The organism is Micromonospora sp. CNZ309, from assembly GCF_002846525.1.
The window spans coordinates 438,361-452,809 of record NZ_PJNG01000001.1 but is presented as its reverse complement, the minus strand read 5'-3'; the positions used below and the strand labels follow the sequence as shown (position 1 = coordinate 452,809).

Here is a 14,449-nt window from a genome sequence, read left to right as displayed (position 1 = left end):
AGCGTTCGGAGGGAGCAGGCTGGAGTTGGACAGAAGGAGGAGTCGATGACCATCAAGACCGGTGCCCCCGTCGTGGTGGGTGTGGACGGTTCGGCCGCCGCCCTGGACGCGGTCCGGGTGGCGGCGCGGGAGGCGGCCGACCGGCAGCGTCCGCTGCGGGTCGTACACGCCTTCATCTGGCCCCTGACGCGCGCCCCGCTCGGCGCCGCGGAGGGCGCGCCGGCCGGCGCCGGCCTGCGCAACCAGGCCGAGCGGTTCGTCGCCGAGGCCATCGCCGAGGCCAACAAGACCGCCCCGGACGTGCCGGTGACCGGCGTGGTGGTCGACGGCGCGGCGACTCCCGTCCTGCTCGGCGAGTCCCAGGACGCCGCCCTGCTGGTGCTGGGCCACCGGGGCCTAGGCGGTTTCGCCGGGCTGCTGCTCGGCTCCGTCACCGTGCAGGCCGCCGCCCACGCGAAGGTCCCCGTCCTGGTGGTACGCGGCGAGCAGCGTGCCGACGGCCCGGTCGTGGTGGGCGTCGACGGCTCCGAGTGCTCCCTCGAGGCCGTCGCGTTCGCCTTCGAGGAGGCGAGCCGTCGGGGCGCCCCGCTGGTCGCGGTGCAGGCCTGGCTCTACCCGACGCCGGTCGGCCCGGGCGACATCCTGCCCCTGGTCTACGACCTGGACGCCCTCGCCGCGGACGAGGAGCGCGCCCTCGCGGAGTCCCTCGCCGGCTTCGCCGAGCGCTACCCCGACGTGCCGGCGCAGCACCGGCTGGTCCGCGGCTCCCCCGGCGGCGTACTGGTCGAGGAGTCGAAGAAGGCCCAACTGGTGGTCGTGGGCGCGCGCGGGCGGGGCGCGTTGGGCGGGCTGCTGCTCGGCTCGGTCAGCCACGCGGTCCTGCACCACGCGCACTGCCCGCTGGTGATCGTGCGGCACCCCAAGCAGGCCGACGCGTCCTGACCCGGTCACCGCACCACGACGCCGTCGCGTCGGCCGCTCCCCCGGCCGGCGCGACGGCGTCGGCGCAAATGCCGGCGCCCCGGCGGTGCCGCGTCGACAATGACCTGATCGACCTCTGGGAGGGCTGATGAACCGACCCGTGGTGGCGGGTGTGGACGGATCCCCGGCGAGCCTGCTGGCGGCGGAGCACGCCGCGCGGGCCGCCGTGCTGCGGTCGCGCCCCCTGCACCTGGTACACGGCTACCTGCACCCGCTCGGCTACGGGGTGCCGCTCAACCCGTACGACGTGGGGTTGCCGGCGCCGACCGAGGAGGCGCAGAAGATGTTGGATCGCACGGCCGTCGACCTCGAGGGGCGTTGTCCGGGGCTGACCGTCGAGGTGCGCCAGGTGGCGGGCGGGCCGGGGGCGACGCTGGTCGAGGAGTCCCGACGGGCCGAGCTGGTGGTGGTGGGCAGCCGGGGGCTGGGCGGCTTCGCCGGGCTGCTGCTCGGCTCGGTCGGCACGCAGGTGGCCGCGCACGCGCACTGCCCGGTGCTGGTGGTGCGTCCCGCCGAGGAGCCGATCCCCGTCGCCGGGCCGGTGCTGGTCGGGGTGGACGGGTCGGAGTCCGCCGAGCTGGCGGTGGGGTACGCGGCCGACGAGGCGACCCGCCGCGGCGACGGGCTGGTGCTGGTGCACGTCCAGCCGCCCGACGGGGACGGCCCGGCGGACGGGGCGACCCGGACGCCGGACGCGGAGTCCGCCGAGCTGCTGGCCACCGCCGAGGCGGCCGTGCGGGGCAGCCACCCGGGGCTGGCCGTCGAGGCGCGGGTGCTCCGGGCGCCGAAGGCCGAGCAGGCGCTCGTCGAGGCCAGCGCGGACGCGGCGCTGGTGGTGGTCGGCTCCCGGGGCCGGGGCGGCTTCGCCGGGCTGCTGCTCGGCTCGGTCAGCCAGGCCCTCGTGCAGCACTCGCACTGCCCGGTGCTGGTGGCCCGCCCGTACGGTCACGCCCGCTGACGTGCCCCGGCCCGCCGGCCCCGGGTGGGGTCGGCGGGCCGGCGGGCCTCAGCGGTCCCGGCCGCCGAGCAGCTCGTCGAAGCTGGTGGTGAGCGCGAACGGGTCGGCGGGGCCGGTGGACGCCGGCCGTTGGTGGATCTGCTCGGCCAGCTCGTTGCCGGCGCGGACGATCCGCGCCCGCAGCGCGCCGTCGGCGACCCCGGCGGACCAGTCCTCCGGGGCGGCGAAGACGGCGGTGGGCACCACGACCGAGCGCAGGTGGGCGAACATCGGCCGGACGGCGTGCTCCAGCGCCAGCGAGTGCCGGGCCGTTCCGCCGGTGGCCCCGGCCAGCACCGGCCGGTCCGCCAGCGCGCCGGGCCCGACCAGGTCGAAGAACGACTTGAACAGCCCGTTGTACGAGGCGTGGAAGATCGGCGTGACGGCGATCAGCCCGTCCGCGCCGGTGACCGTGTCGAGCACCTGGCGCAGTGCGGGCGACGGGAAGCCGGTCAGCAGGTGGTTGACGACGTCGTGGGCGTGCTCGCGCAGCTCCACGGGGCGTACGTCGACGTCGTCGCCGCGCCGGGCCAGCTCGTCGCGGGTGGCCGCGGCGAGCTGGTCGGCGAGCAGCCGGGTCGACGAGGGCTGCCCCAGCCCGGCCGACACCACGGCGAGGGTACGGCGGCTCATCGGCCGGCCTCCGCCCCGGCCCGCTCGGCGTCCCGCAGCGAGGCGTGGGTGGGCGCGGCCGGCACGTGCGCCGGGCGCAGCGACTCGAACTCCTTGCGCAGCACGGGCACGACCTCCTCGCCGAGCAGGTCGAGCTGCTCCAGCACGGTCTTCAGCGGCAGGCCGGCGTGGTCCATGAGGAACAGCTGACGCTGGTAGTCGCCGACGTAGTCACGGAAGCCCAGCGTGCGGTCGATGACCTGCTGCGGGCTGCCCACGGTCAGCGGCGTCTGGGCGGTGAACTCCTCCAGCGACGGGCCGTGGCCGTAGACGGGCGCGTTGTCGAAGTACGGCCGGAACTCCCGCACCGCGTCCTGCGAGTTGCGCCGCATGAACACCTGCCCACCGAGGCCCACGATGGCCTGGTCGGCGGAGCCGTGGCCGTAGTGGGCGTAGCGCTGCCGGTAGAGCCCGACCATCCGCTGGGTGTGCTCCTTCGGCCAGAAGATGTGGTTGGCGAAGAAGCCGTCGCCGTAGTAGGCGGCCTGCTCGGCGATCTCGGGGCTGCGGATCGAGCCGTGCCAGACGAACGGCGGCACGCCGTCGAGCGGGCGCGGCGTCGACGTGAACGACTGCAACGGGGTGCGGAAGCGGCCCTTCCAGTCGACGACGTCCTCGCGCCAGAGCCGGTGCAGCAGGTCGTAGTTCTCGATGGCGAGGGGGATGCCGTTGCGGATGTCCTGGCCGAACCACGGGTAGACGGGCCCGGTGTTGCCGCGCCCCATCATCAGGTCCACCCGGCCGTCTGCGAGGTGCTGGAGCATCGCGTAGTCCTCGGCGATCTTCACCGGGTCGTTGGTGGTGATCAGCGTGGTGGAGGTGGAGAGCAGCAGGCGCTCGGTGCGGGCGGCGATGAAGCCCAGCATGGTGGTGGGCGACGACGGCACGAACGGCGGGTTGTGGTGCTCGCCGGTGGCGAAGACGTCGAGGCCGACCTCCTCGGCCTTGAGCGCGATGGTGACCATCGCCTTGATCCGCTCATGCTCGGTCGGCTCGCGACCGGTGGTCGGGTCGACCGTGACGTCGCCGACGGTGAAGACTCCGAACTGCATGACCAGCTCCTCGTGTCGTCCCTGGCCGGGGCCGTACGGCTCCCGGACGCACGGCACAACATATTTGACGAGTCAACTATTCCGCCGCCGGAGGCGCCGCCGGTGGCCGCCGTCACGCGTTCGCGTGGATCGCGCGGCAGGCGCCCGGGCAGGTCAGCGGCTGCGCGGCACGTGCCGGCGGTAGGCGCTCACGGTGGCATCGCCGGCGATCCAGAACCGCCACGGCACGTCGTGCGCGCCGGTCACGCCCACCCGGGGCCCGGCCGCGATCGCCTCCGCGGGCACCGGCACGTCGGCCGGGCGCAGGCGGACGGGGCCGTCGCCGAGCAGCCAGCGGCCGTAGGCGCCCTTGTCGATGCCCAGGGCCGCGCAGAGCCGGGCGGGCCCGCGCGCCAGGTCGACGTCCCGGCGTACGGCGGGGCGTCGGGCGCGGGCCGCCTCGACGCCGTCGACCACCTCGCCGGCGCGCAGCAGCACCGCCGAGGCCTCCCCGTCGAGCCCGGTGACGACGTTCATGCACCAGTGCATGCCGTAGGTGAAGTAGACGTAGGCGTGCCCCGCCGGCCCGAACATGACGGCGTTGCGCGGGGTGCGGCCCCGGTGCGCGTGCGAGGCCGGGTCCCCGGCCGTCCCGGCGTACGCCTCGACCTCGGTGATCCGGACGGTGACGCCGCCGGCGGTGAGTCGGCAGCCCAGCAGGCCGCGCGCCGCCGGCACCACGTCCCCGGCGAGCAGGTCGGCCAGCCCCGCGAGGTCGGCGGGGCGACGGTCGGAGTACGCCACCACGGCAACGACCCTATCTGCCGGCGGCGGTCGACGCCGACCGCTTATCAACATTTCGTTGACAACGGTTCGTTTGCATGCTGGAGTGTGGGCATGACCGACTCCTTCACCGGTCCCGACCCGAGCCGGGCCAGGGCCCACCGCACCTACGAGGCGCTGCACCGCATCAGCGAGCGGCACGCCGGCACCGAGGCTCAACGCCGCCGGCACACCAACCCCTACCTGCCGGACACCTGGGAGGCGGTCGCGCTGGTCACCGCCCTGGCCGCCGGCGGGGCCGAGGTCGAGCCCGGCGAGGAGCCGGTCGACGACGCGGACCTCGTCGCGGCGCTCACCCTCGTGCCGCACCTGCGTGCCGAGGTCGACACGATGGAGGCGGGGCTGCTGACGCTGGCCCGCAGCCGCGGGCTGACCTGGCAGCAGATCGCGTACGGGCTCGGGCTGGGCAGCGCGCAGGCCGCCAAACAGCGCTACGAACGACTCTCCGCCCGCACCGCCACCACCGACTGACCCCGCCGATGGGCGAGACTGGGCCCGACAGCGGTGTCGAGGAGGACGCGATGACGCGCGAGGAGATGCTGGCGTACTGCCTGGGCAAGCCGGGCGCCCGGCTGGACCAGCCGTGGGAGGGCGACGAGGTGGTGAAGGTCGGCAGCCGGATCTTCGCCTTCCTGGGCTCCTCCGGGGCCGACGACCCGACGGTCGGGGTCAAGTGCGGGCCGAGCCGGGAGGTGGCCGACGAGTGGCTGCACCGGCACCCGGGCGACGCGCGGCCGTCGCCGTACATCGGGCGCTCCGGCTGGAACACGCTGCGCCTGGCCGGCGGGATCGACGACGAGGAGCTGATCGAGGCGGTCGACGCCTCGTACGACGCGGTGGTGGCGAAGCTGCCGAAGCGCGAACGCCCGGCGGGCTGAACCCCGCGCGGCACCGGGTGGCGCCGCGCGGGGTCGGCGACTCAGCGGGGCACGACCCGCTCGACGGCCCACTCCCGCCAGCCGACGAGCTGGTCGGCGGCGGCGGCGAGCTGGTCGGCGACCGGCCCGGGGCCGGTCGAGCCGGGCGTGATCCGGGCGGCGAGCGCCGAGCGGACCGAGAGCACGTCGCGCACCGACGGGTCGAGGTGCTCGCTGACCGCCGCGAGGTCGTCGTCGCTGACCTCGTCGAGGGCGCAGTCCCGGGCCACGCAGAGCGCCACCAGCTTGCCGGTGATCTCATGCGCGTCGCGGAACGGCACGTTGCGGCGGACCAGCCAGTCGGCCACCTCGGTGGCGAGGGAGAAGCCCACCGGCGCGGCCGCGACGAGGCGGTCGGCGCGTACGGTCATCGTGGAGATCATCCCGGCGAGCGCGGGCAGCAGCAGCTCCAGGGTGTCGACCGCGTCGAAGGCCGGCTCCTTGTCCTCCTGCATGTCCCGGTCGTAGGTCATCGGCAGGCCCTTGAGCATGGTCAGCACGCTCATCAGCCCGCCGACGAGCCGACCGGACTTGCCTCGCGCCAGCTCGGCGATGTCCGCGTTCTTCTTCTGCGGCATGATCGACGAGCCGGTGGCGAACGCGTCGTCCAGCTCGACCCAGCCGAACTCCTGCGACGTCCAGAGCACCACCTCCTCGCCGAGGCGGGACAGGTGCACCCCGATCATCGCGGTGGCGAACAGGAACTCGGCGACGAAGTCCCGGTCGGCCACGGCGTCCATCGAGTTGGCGAAGGACGTGCGGAAGCCCAGTTCCTTGGAGACGGCCACCGGGTCCAGCGGCAGGCCGGAGCCGGCGAGCGCGCCCGCGCCGAGCGGGCTGACCGCCGTGCGGTGGTCCCAGTCACGCAGCCGCTCCAGGTCACGCAGCAGCGGCTGCACGTGCGCCAGCAGCCAGTGCCCGAAGGTGACCGGCTGGGCGTGCTGGAGATGCGTCATGCCGGGCGCGGCCGTCTCCACGTGCCGCTCGGCCTGCTCCACCAGGGCGTCGGCCAGCTCGACCAGCCGGCCGGCCACGCCCCGGGCGTGGTCGCGCAGGTAGAGCCGCAGGTCGGTGGCGACCTGGTCGTTGCGGGAGCGGCCGGCGCGCAGCTTGCCGCCGAGGCTGCCGAGCCGCTCCAGCAGCCCGCGCTCCAGGGCGGTGTGCACGTCCTCGTCGTCGACCGTGGGGCGGAACTGCCCCGAGGCGCAGGCCGCCTCCAGGTCGTCCAGGGCGGCGAGGATGCGGCCCAGCTCCTCCGGGTCGAGCAGGCCGGCCCCCGCGAGCACGCGGGCGTGCGCGCGGGACGCCGCGATGTCGTACGGGGCCAGCCGCCAGTCGAACTGCACGCTCACCGACAGGCGGGCCAGTGCCTCGGCGGGGCCGCCGGCGAACCGGCCACCCCACAGGCTCGTGCGGTTGGTCGCGGCGCTGTTCTCGGTCAGGCTCTTGTCGTCCACGCCGCCCATTGTGGTGCCCATGCTCAGCAGCCTCCCAGCCGGGCGTCCCGCGCGGCGGCCAGCTTGCTCGGCAGGCCCCAGAGCTGCACGAAGCCCTTGGCCAGGGACTGGTCGAAGGTGTCGCCGGTGTCGTAGGTGGCCATGCCGAAGTCGTACAGGCTGGCCTCCGAGCGGCGCCCGGAGACGGTGGCCCGACCGCCGTGCAGGACCAGCCGTACCTCGCCGGTGACGTGGCGCTGCGCGTCGTCGATGAACGCGTCCAGGGAGCGCTTCAGCGGGGAGAACCACAGGCCGTCGTAGACCAACTCGCCCCAGCGCTGGTCGACGCCGCGCTTGAACCGGGCCAGGTCCCGCTCCACGGTCACCGCCTCCAGCTCCTGGTGGGCGGTGATCAGCGCGACCGCGCCGGGCGCCTCGTACACCTCGCGGCTCTTGATGCCCACGAGGCGGTCCTCGACCATGTCGAGCCGGCCGACGCCCTGGGCGCCCGCGCGCCGGTTGAGTTCCAGGATCGCCTGGTACGGGGTGACGGTCTCACCGTCGATCGCCACCGGGACGCCGGCGTCGAAGGTGATCACGACCTCGTCGGGGTCGCGCTCCTGCGCCGGGTCACAGGTGTACGCGTACAGCTCCTCGACGGGTGCGTTCCAGATGTCCTCCAGGAAGCCCGTCTCGACGGCGCGGCCCCACAGGTTCTGGTCGACGGAGTACGGCGACCTCGCCGACACGTCGATCGGCAGCCCCTTCTCCTCGGCGAAGGCGATCGCCTTGTCCCGGGTCCACGCGAAGTCCCGGGCCGGCGCGACGATTCTCAGGTCGGGCGCGAGCGCGCCGAGGCCGACCTCGAAGCGGACCTGGTCGTTGCCCTTGCCGGTGCAGCCGTGCGACACGATGGTGCCGCCGTGCCTGCGGGCCGCGGCCACCAGGTGCTTGACGATCAGCGGCCGGGACAGCGCGGAGACCAGCGGGTAGCGGTCCATGTAGAGCGCGTTCGCGCGGATGGCCGGCAGGCAGTACCCGGCGGCGAACTCGTCGCGCGCGTCGATGACCTCGGACTCCACGGCGCCGCAGTCCAGCGCGCGCCGCCGGATGGCGTCGAGGTCCTCGCCGCCCTGCCCGACGTCGACCGCCACCGCGATCACCTCGGCGCCGGTCCGGTCGGCCAGGTAGGGGATGGCGACGGAGGTGTCCAGTCCTCCCGAATAGGCGAGTACGACCCGCTCGGTCATGGTGTGGCGTTCCCTTCCACGTTCTCCTCCCGGCGGGCCCACCCGGTGAGCTTGTCGCCGAGCGCGGCGCCGCCGACGGCCTCGCGGGCCACGACGAGGATGGTGTCGTCGCCGGCGATGGTGCCGACGATCTCAGGCAGGCCCGCCCGGTCCAACGCGCTGGCCAGGTAGTGGGCTGCGCCCGGCGGGGTACGCAGCACGGCGATGTTGCCGCTGGCGTCGACCCCGTTGAGCAGCTCGCGCAGCAGCCGGACCAGCCGGGCCGGCGCCGCCTCCGCGTCGCGCAGCGGCCGGTGGCCGTCCTCGGGGATCAGGTAGACGGCCCGCCCGTCGCCGCCGCGCGCGGTGACCGCGCCCAACTCCTTGAGATCCCGGGAGAGCGTGGCCTGGGTGACCTGGATGCCGTCGCCGGAGAGCAGGTCGGCCAGCTCGGTCTGCGAGTGGATCGCCTTGTCGCGGATCAGCTCGACGATGCGGGCGTGCCGGGCGGCGCGGGTCAGTGGGGCGGTCATGGTGTCTCCCTGGTGGCGGCGACGCCCGGCCCCGCTGCGTCCGGGGCGACGGGCGCGGCCCCGAGGAGGAACGTCAGCAGCGCCTTCTGGGCGTGCAGTCGATTCTCCGCCTGGTCGAACACCACGCTCTGCGGGCCGTCGAGCACCTCGTCGGTGATCTCCTCGCCCCGGTGCGCGGGCAGGCAGTGCAGCACGACGGCGCCGGGCGCGGCGTGCCCGAGCAGCGCGGCGTTGACCTGGTACGGCAGGAACGGGGTGATCCGGTCCAGCCCGTCGTCCTCCTGACCCATCGAGGTCCAGGTGTCCGTGGCGACCACGTCGGCGCCGGCCACCGCCGCCACCGGATCGGTCAGCGCCCGCACCGAGCCCCCCGTCCCGTCGGCGATCTTGGCGGCCCGGTCGACCACCTCCGGGTCGGGGCCGAAGCCGACCGGCCCGGCGACCCGGACGTGCATGCCGGCCATCGCCCCGGCCAGCAGGTACGAGTGGGCCAGGTTGTTCGCGGCGTCCCCCACGTACGCCAGCGTCCGCCCGACGGTGCCGCCGCAGTGCTCGCGGACGGTGAGCAGATCGGCCAGGAGCTGACAGGGGTGGAAGCCGTCGGTCAGCGCGTTGACCACCGGCACGGACGCGCCGTCGGCCACCTCGGCGATCCGGTCGTCGCCGTGGGTACGCAGCACGATCGCCGCCACGTAGCGGGACAGCACCCGGCCGGCGTCGGCGAGGGTCTCGCCCCGCCCGAAGTGGGTGACCTGGGTGTCCACCACGAGCGGATGCCCGCCCAGCTCCGCGATGCCGACGTCGAACGAGAACCGGGTACGCAGGCTCTGCTTGTCGAACAGCACCGCCACCGAGCGGGGCCCGGCCAGAGGCCGGTAGCCGAACCGGTCGGCCTTCATCCGCGCCGCGAGGTCGAGCACGGCCGACTGCTCGGCGGGGGTCAGGTCGTCGTCGCGCAGGAAGTGCCGGATCACGCGCTCGCCTCCGTAGCGTTCGGCATCGCCGCCACGCTGGCGGTGGGCGTGGTCGGCGTGGTCGGCGAGATCTTGGTAGGTTCCGGCCCCTCCAGGGGCCGATTCGTACCAAGATCTGAAACGGGATCGGGGGCGGCGGCCGGGGACACTCCGGCCAGGGTCGGGACGGAGCCGGCGGCGGCGGGGGTTGCGGCGTCCAGAGCGGCCGGGAGGGCGGCCAGGAGGGCGTCGGCCTGGGCGACGGTGAGGATCAGCGGCGGGGCGAGCCGTACCACGCCAGGCTGCACCGGGTTGACCAGGAAGCCGGCCTCGCGCAGCGCCTCGGCGAGCACCTTCGCGACGGGCGCGGCCAGCACCACACCGAGCAGCAGGCCGGCGCCGCGTACGCCGTCGATCAGCGGGTGGCCCAGCGCCTCGATCCCCCGGCGCAGCCGCTCGCCGACCCGCTTGACGTGGTCGAGCAGCCCCTCGCTGGCGATGGTCGACACCACCGCGAGGGCGGCGGCGCAGCTGACCGGGTTGCCGCCGAAGGTGGTGCCGTGCGACCCGGGGGCGAGCAGCTCGGCGGCCCGGCCGAAGGCCAGGCAGGCGCCGATGGGCAGCCCGCCGCCGAGCCCCTTGGCCAGGGTCACCACGTCGGGCTCGACACCATCGGCCTGGTGCGCGAACCAGTGCCCCGTACGCCCGACGCCGGTCTGCACCTCGTCGAGCACCAGCAGCGCGCCGTGCCGGGCGGTGATCCGCCGCGCGGCGGCCAGGTAGCCGGCCGGCGGGACCACCACGCCGTTCTCCCCCTGCACCGGCTCCAGGATCACCATGGCGGTGGCGTCGCCGACCGCCGCCTCCAGGGCGGCCACGTCGCCGTAGTCGACGTGCGTCACCTCGCCGGGCAGCGGGCGGAACGGATCGGCCTTGGCCGGCTGGCCGGTGAGGGCGAGCGCGCCCATGGTGCGCCCGTGGAAGCCGCCCCGGGTGGCGACCACGTGCGAGCGGCCGGTGAGCCGCGACAGCTTGAACGCCGCCTCGTTGGCCTCCGCGCCCGAGTTGGCGAAGAAGACCCGCCCGGGCCGCCCGGCCAGGGCCAGCAGCAGCTCGGCGAGGGCCACCGGCGGCTCGGCGACGTAGAGGTTGGAGACGTGCCCGAGGGTGGCTACCTGCTTCGACACGGCCGCCACCACCGCCGGATGGGCGTGCCCGAGGGCGTTGACCGCGATGCCGCCGACGAAGTCGACGTACTCCCGGCCGGCGTCGTCGACCACGACGGCGCCGGAGCCGGAGACGAGGGCGAGCGGCGGCGTACCGTAGTTGTCCATCATGGACTGCGCCCAACGCTCGACGAGCGTGCTCATCCGGCGGCCCTGCCTTCCTGGTTGACGACCGCGGGGCCCGCGGATCCACTGCTCGCGCTCCCGGCGCCCGCGTCGTTCCCGACTGCGGGGCTCACAAGCTCACTCCTCGCGCCCACCACACCGCCCTCGTTCCCGACTGCGGGGCTCGCAAGCTCACTCCTCGCGCTCACCACCATGGTGCCGAATCCTTCGGAGGTGAAGACCTCCAGCAGCGTGGAGTGGGCGACCCGGCCGTCGACGACGTGCGCGGCCGGCACCCCCTGTTGCACCGCCCGCAGGCACGCCTCCATCTTGGGCACCATGCCGCTGGACAGGGACGGCAGCAGTGCCGCCAGTTCGTCGACGGTGATCTCGCTAATCAGGCTGTCGGTGTCGGGCCAGTCGGCGTAGAGGCCGGGCACGTCGGTGAGGACGACCAGCTTGCGGGCGTCGAGGGCGACGGCGAGTGCGGCGGCGGCCGTGTCGGCGTTCAGGTTGTGCAGCACCCCGTCGACGTCGGGCGCCACGGTGGAGATCACCGGAATGCGGCCGGCCGCGATCAGGTCGGTGACCGCCGATGCGTCGACCGACTCCACGTCGCCGACCTGCCCCACGTCGACCGCCTCCCCGTCGACGTACGCGGGCCGCCGCACGGCGGTGAACAGCCCGGCGTCCTCGCCGGAGAGGCCCACCGCGAACGGCCCGTGGGCGTTGATCAGCCCGACGAGTTCCCGGCCGACCTGGCCTACCAGGACCATCCGGACCACGTCCATCGCCTCCGGGGTGGTTACCCGCAGGCCGCCCCGGAACTCGCTGGCGATGCCCAGCCGGCCGAGCATGGCGGAGATCTGCGGGCCGCCGCCGTGCACCACGACCGGCCGGAGGCCGGCGTAGCGCAGGAAGACCATGTCGGCGGCGAAGGCCCGCTGGAGCTCGGGGTCGACCATGGCGTTGCCGCCGTACTTGACCACGACGGTCGAGCCGGAGAAGCGGGCCAGCCAGGGCAGCGCCTCGATCAGCGTGGCCGCCTTGACCTGGGCGCGGGCGAGATCGGTGGAGAGGCTCATGTCGAGTAGGCCGAGTTCTCGTGCACGTACGCGTGGGACAGGTCGTTGGTCCAGATCGTCGCCTCGGCGGCGCCGGCGTGCAGGTCGATGCGAATGGTGACGTCCCGGCCGCTCAGGTCGACCTTCGACCGGTCCTCGGCGGCGGCGCCGGAGCGGCACACCCACACGCCGTTGACCGCGACATCGACCCCGTCGGGCTCGAACGCGGCGGCGGTCGTGCCGACGGCGGCGAGGATCCGCCCCCAGTTCGGGTCGTTGCCGAACAGCGCGGTCTTGACCAGGTTGTTGCGCGCCACCGACCGCCCCACCTCGACGGCGTCGTCCTCGCTGGCCGCCCCGACCACGTCGATGGCGATCTGCTTGGTGGCGCCCTCGGCGTCGGCGATGAGCTGCTGGGCCAGGTCGTGGGCGGCGGCGGTGACCGCCGCCGCCAGCTCGGCCGGGGTCGGCGCGATGCCGCTCGCGCCGCTGGCCAGCAGCAGCACCGTGTCGTTGGTCGACATGCAGCCGTCGGAGTCGATCCGGTCGAAGGTGACCCGGCACGCCTCGCGCAGGGCGGCGTCGAGGGCCTCCGGCCCGGCCACCGCGTCGGTGGTCAGCACGCAGAGCATGGTGGCCATCGCCGGGGCGAGCATGCCGGCGCCCTTGGCCATGCCGCCGACGGTCCAGCCGCTGCCCCGCGCCACCGCGGTCTTGGGCCGGGTGTCCGTGGTCATGATGGCCTCGGCGGCCGCCGCGCCGCCGTCGCGCGACAGCCGGCGGATCGCCGAGCGTACGCCGGGGAGCAGCTTCTGCATGGGCAGCCGCTCGCCGATCAGGCCGGTCGAGCAGACCGCCACGTCGGCGGCGCCGAGCATCATCCGCGCGCTGGCCGAGGTGAGCGCGGCGGCGGTGTGCTCGGCGGTGGCGTGGGTGTCCTGGAAGCCGGCCGGCCCCGTGCAGGCGTTGGCGCCGCCGGAGTTGAGCACCACGGCCCGGGCGACCCCGCCGCGCACCACCTGCTGTGTCCAGAGCACCGGCGCGGCCTTGACCCGGTTGGCGGTGAACACGCCGGCGACACCGGCGTCCGGGCCGTCGTTGACGACCAGCGCGACGTCGCTCGCGCCGCTGGTCTTGAGCCCGGCGGCCACCCCGGCCGCCCGGAACCCCCGCGGGGTCGTGACGCTCACCGCGCTCCCCCTTCGTCCGCGACCGCCCGGCCGCGCCGCGCCGCACTCACAGCTACTGCTCCCTCGCTCGCTACCGCCCGGATCCGCCGCGTCGCGTTCCTCACGCCCACAGGTGCCGCTCCCTCGCTCGCAACCGCCGGGCTGCGCCGCGTCGTGCCCCACGCGCTCACGGTGCGACGCCCCAGACGGACAGGCCCGTGGTCTCCGGCAGGCCGCACATGAGGTTGGCGTTCTGCACCGCCTGGCCGGCGGCGCCCTTGCCGAGGTTGTCCAGCGCGCTCAGCACGATCATCCGCCGGGAGTCGACATCGACGGTGGCCTGGAGGTGGCAGGAGTTGGAGCCGAGGGTGGCGGCGGTGTGCGGCCAGGCCCCCTCCGGCAGGACGTGCACGAAGGGCGCGTCCGCGTACGCCTCGGCGAGCACCGCCCGGGGGTCGACCCCCCGGGCCGGCACGGCCGTCACCGTGGCGAGGATGCCCCGGGGCATCGGCGCGAGCACCGGCGTCAGCGACAGGCCGGTCGCGCCGGTGGCCTGCTTGATCTCCGGTACGTGCTGGTGGGTGCCCACGCGGTAGGGCGACAGGTCGCCCATCACCTCGCTGCCGAGCAGGTGCGGCTTGGCCGCCTTGCCCGCGCCCGAGGTGCCCGAGGCGGCGACGACCACCACGTCGGCCGGGGCGGCGGCGCCGGCGGCGACCAGCGGGGCGAGGGCCAGGATGATCGCGGCGGCGTAGCAGCCCGTGTTGGCGACCCGGGTGGAACCGGCGATCAGCTCCCGCTGGCCGGGCAGCTCCGGCAGGCCGTAGGTCCACGGGCCGGCGTGGGTGCCGCCGTAGTAGTTGGCCCAGGCGTAGGGGTCGGCGAGCCGGTGGTCGGCGCCCAGGTCGACGACGCGCACCTCGGGCGAAAGCTGGGCCGCCAGGGCCGCCGACTGCCCGTGCGGCAGGGCCAGGAAGACCAGGTCCGCGTCGGCCAGCGTCGCCGCGTCCGTCTCGCCGAGGATCATGTCCAGGCCGGCGAGCTGCGGATGTACGACGTCGAGCCGGTGCCCGGCCTGGCTGTGCGCGGTGGCGGCGACCAGCTCGAACTCCGGGTGCCCGGCGACCAGGCGGATCAGCTCGCCCCCGGCGTAGCCGCTCGCTCCGGCGACCGCGACTCGGATACCCATCCCCACCTCCGCATGACTATGCAGAGAGCCTAGCAATGACGGACCCCCTCTGCAAGTTCATGCAGCCGGCCGCATGAGGATACGAGACGTGACCCCGGTCACGA

The 14,449-nt window shown here is 74.5% G+C and carries 15 protein-coding genes; 4 read left to right on the top strand and 11 right to left on the bottom strand.

All coding sequences use genetic code 11. From position 1 onward, the window contains the following. Positions 1 to 45 precede the first annotated feature (45 nt). Positions 46 to 942 (top strand): universal stress protein, encoded by an 897-nt coding sequence (locus CLT72_RS02085; RefSeq protein WP_101409272.1) that lies wholly within the window; start codon positions 46 to 48, stop codon positions 940 to 942. 127 nt (positions 943 to 1,069) lie between these two features. Then, on the top strand, positions 1,070 to 1,939 hold the full coding sequence (locus CLT72_RS02080; protein WP_101409271.1) for a universal stress protein: 870 nt from the start codon (positions 1,070 to 1,072) through the stop codon (positions 1,937 to 1,939). Positions 1,940 to 1,987: 48 nt separating this feature from the next. Here CLT72_RS02080 and CLT72_RS02075 read toward each other — a convergent pair whose 3' ends face one another. From CLT72_RS02075 to CLT72_RS02065, 3 genes are all read right to left on the bottom strand, one after another. After that, positions 1,988 to 2,611, bottom strand: a complete 624-nt coding sequence (locus CLT72_RS02075; RefSeq protein ID WP_101409270.1) for an FMN reductase — start codon at positions 2,609 to 2,611, stop codon at positions 1,988 to 1,990. Continuing rightward, the gene (locus tag CLT72_RS02070) at positions 2,608 to 3,702 is read right to left on the bottom strand and encodes an LLM class flavin-dependent oxidoreductase (RefSeq protein WP_101414884.1); all 1,095 of its coding nucleotides are present in this window, start codon (positions 3,700 to 3,702) and stop codon (positions 2,608 to 2,610) included. Before CLT72_RS02070 ends, CLT72_RS02075 begins: the two co-directional genes overlap by 4 nt. A 153-nt stretch (positions 3,703 to 3,855) precedes the next feature. Further along, positions 3,856 to 4,485, bottom strand: a complete 630-nt coding sequence (locus CLT72_RS02065; protein ID WP_374208848.1) for a DNA-3-methyladenine glycosylase — start codon at positions 4,483 to 4,485, stop codon at positions 3,856 to 3,858. Positions 4,486 to 4,578: 93 nt separating this feature from the next. Here CLT72_RS02065 and CLT72_RS02060 point away from each other — a divergent pair, with 93 nt between their 5' ends. Together CLT72_RS02060 and CLT72_RS02055 are read left to right on the top strand one after the other, a co-directional pair. Beyond that, positions 4,579 to 4,995 carry a DNA-binding protein gene (locus CLT72_RS02060; RefSeq protein ID WP_101409268.1) on the top strand — a complete coding sequence of 139 codons (417 nt, stop codon included), beginning with the start codon at positions 4,579 to 4,581 and terminating at the stop codon, positions 4,993 to 4,995. A gap of 50 nt (positions 4,996 to 5,045) precedes the next feature. Then, positions 5,046 to 5,402: an MmcQ/YjbR family DNA-binding protein gene (locus CLT72_RS02055; RefSeq protein ID WP_101414883.1), complete on the top strand. Its 357-nt coding sequence runs from the start codon at positions 5,046 to 5,048 to the stop codon at positions 5,400 to 5,402. Between the two features lie 41 nt (positions 5,403 to 5,443). Here the strand turns inward: CLT72_RS02055 and argH are convergent, their stop codons facing one another. The 8 genes from argH to argC all read right to left on the bottom strand — a co-directional run bounded on the left by argH (position 5,444) and on the right by argC (position 14,345). Beyond that, positions 5,444 to 6,907, bottom strand: coding sequence for an argininosuccinate lyase (gene argH, locus CLT72_RS02050; RefSeq protein ID WP_101409267.1), 1,464 nt, complete (start codon positions 6,905 to 6,907; stop codon positions 5,444 to 5,446). Between the two features lie 14 nt (positions 6,908 to 6,921). Continuing rightward, on the bottom strand, positions 6,922 to 8,127 hold the full coding sequence (locus CLT72_RS02045) for an argininosuccinate synthase (RefSeq protein ID WP_101409266.1): 1,206 nt from the start codon (positions 8,125 to 8,127) through the stop codon (positions 6,922 to 6,924). After that, positions 8,124 to 8,639 (bottom strand): arginine repressor, encoded by a 516-nt coding sequence (locus tag CLT72_RS02040; protein WP_089000931.1) that lies wholly within the window; start codon positions 8,637 to 8,639, stop codon positions 8,124 to 8,126. The genes CLT72_RS02045 and CLT72_RS02040 overlap by 4 nt, the downstream gene beginning before the upstream one ends. Next, positions 8,636 to 9,613 (bottom strand): ornithine carbamoyltransferase, encoded by a 978-nt coding sequence (gene argF, locus CLT72_RS02035; RefSeq protein WP_101409265.1) that lies wholly within the window; start codon positions 9,611 to 9,613, stop codon positions 8,636 to 8,638. Before argF ends, CLT72_RS02040 begins: the two co-directional genes overlap by 4 nt. Beyond that, positions 9,610 to 10,962 carry an aspartate aminotransferase family protein gene (locus CLT72_RS02030; protein WP_486484166.1) on the bottom strand — a complete coding sequence of 451 codons (1,353 nt, stop codon included), beginning with the start codon at positions 10,960 to 10,962 and terminating at the stop codon, positions 9,610 to 9,612. Before CLT72_RS02030 ends, argF begins: the two co-directional genes overlap by 4 nt. Next, complete coding sequence (gene argB / locus CLT72_RS02025; protein ID WP_486484165.1) at positions 10,959 to 12,008, bottom strand: acetylglutamate kinase; 1,050 nt, start codon at positions 12,006 to 12,008, stop codon at positions 10,959 to 10,961. The genes CLT72_RS02030 and argB overlap by 4 nt, the downstream gene beginning before the upstream one ends. Then, positions 12,005 to 13,177, bottom strand: coding sequence for a bifunctional glutamate N-acetyltransferase/amino-acid acetyltransferase ArgJ (argJ, locus tag CLT72_RS02020; RefSeq protein WP_101409264.1), 1,173 nt, complete (start codon positions 13,175 to 13,177; stop codon positions 12,005 to 12,007). The genes argB and argJ overlap by 4 nt, the downstream gene beginning before the upstream one ends. 166 nt (positions 13,178 to 13,343) lie before the next feature. Further along, a complete protein-coding gene (argC, locus tag CLT72_RS02015; protein ID WP_101409263.1) occupies positions 13,344 to 14,345 on the bottom strand; it encodes an N-acetyl-gamma-glutamyl-phosphate reductase in 1,002 nt (333 codons plus the stop codon). Positions 14,346 to 14,449: the final 104 nt, after the last annotated feature.

What these genes read in the sequence shown, in the direction of transcription:
- CLT72_RS02085 (WP_101409272.1), top strand. Translation starts at nt 46, where the DNA reads ATGACCATCAAGACCGGTGCCCCCGTCGTGGTGGGTGTGGACGGTTCG.
- CLT72_RS02080 (WP_101409271.1), top strand. Translation starts at nt 1,070, where the DNA reads ATGAACCGACCCGTGGTGGCGGGTGTGGACGGATCCCCGGCGAGCCTG.
- CLT72_RS02075 (WP_101409270.1), bottom strand. Translation starts at nt 2,611, where the DNA reads ATGAGCCGCCGTACCCTCGCCGTGGTGTCGGCCGGGCTGGGGCAGCCC.
- CLT72_RS02070 (WP_101414884.1), bottom strand. Translation starts at nt 3,702, where the DNA reads ATGCAGTTCGGAGTCTTCACCGTCGGCGACGTCACGGTCGACCCGACC.
- CLT72_RS02060 (WP_101409268.1), top strand. Translation starts at nt 4,579, where the DNA reads ATGACCGACTCCTTCACCGGTCCCGACCCGAGCCGGGCCAGGGCCCAC.
- CLT72_RS02055 (WP_101414883.1), top strand. Translation starts at nt 5,046, where the DNA reads ATGACGCGCGAGGAGATGCTGGCGTACTGCCTGGGCAAGCCGGGCGCC.
- argH (WP_101409267.1), bottom strand. Translation starts at nt 6,907, where the DNA reads ATGGGCGGCGTGGACGACAAGAGCCTGACCGAGAACAGCGCCGCGACC.
- CLT72_RS02045 (WP_101409266.1), bottom strand. Translation starts at nt 8,127, where the DNA reads ATGACCGAGCGGGTCGTACTCGCCTATTCGGGAGGACTGGACACCTCC.
- CLT72_RS02040 (WP_089000931.1), bottom strand. Translation starts at nt 8,639, where the DNA reads ATGACCGCCCCACTGACCCGCGCCGCCCGGCACGCCCGCATCGTCGAG.
- CLT72_RS02030 (WP_486484166.1), bottom strand. Translation starts at nt 10,962, where the DNA reads ATGAGCACGCTCGTCGAGCGTTGGGCGCAGTCCATGATGGACAACTAC.
- argB (WP_486484165.1), bottom strand. Translation starts at nt 12,008, where the DNA reads ATGAGCCTCTCCACCGATCTCGCCCGCGCCCAGGTCAAGGCGGCCACG.
- argC (WP_101409263.1), bottom strand. Translation starts at nt 14,345, where the DNA reads ATGGGTATCCGAGTCGCGGTCGCCGGAGCGAGCGGCTACGCCGGGGGC.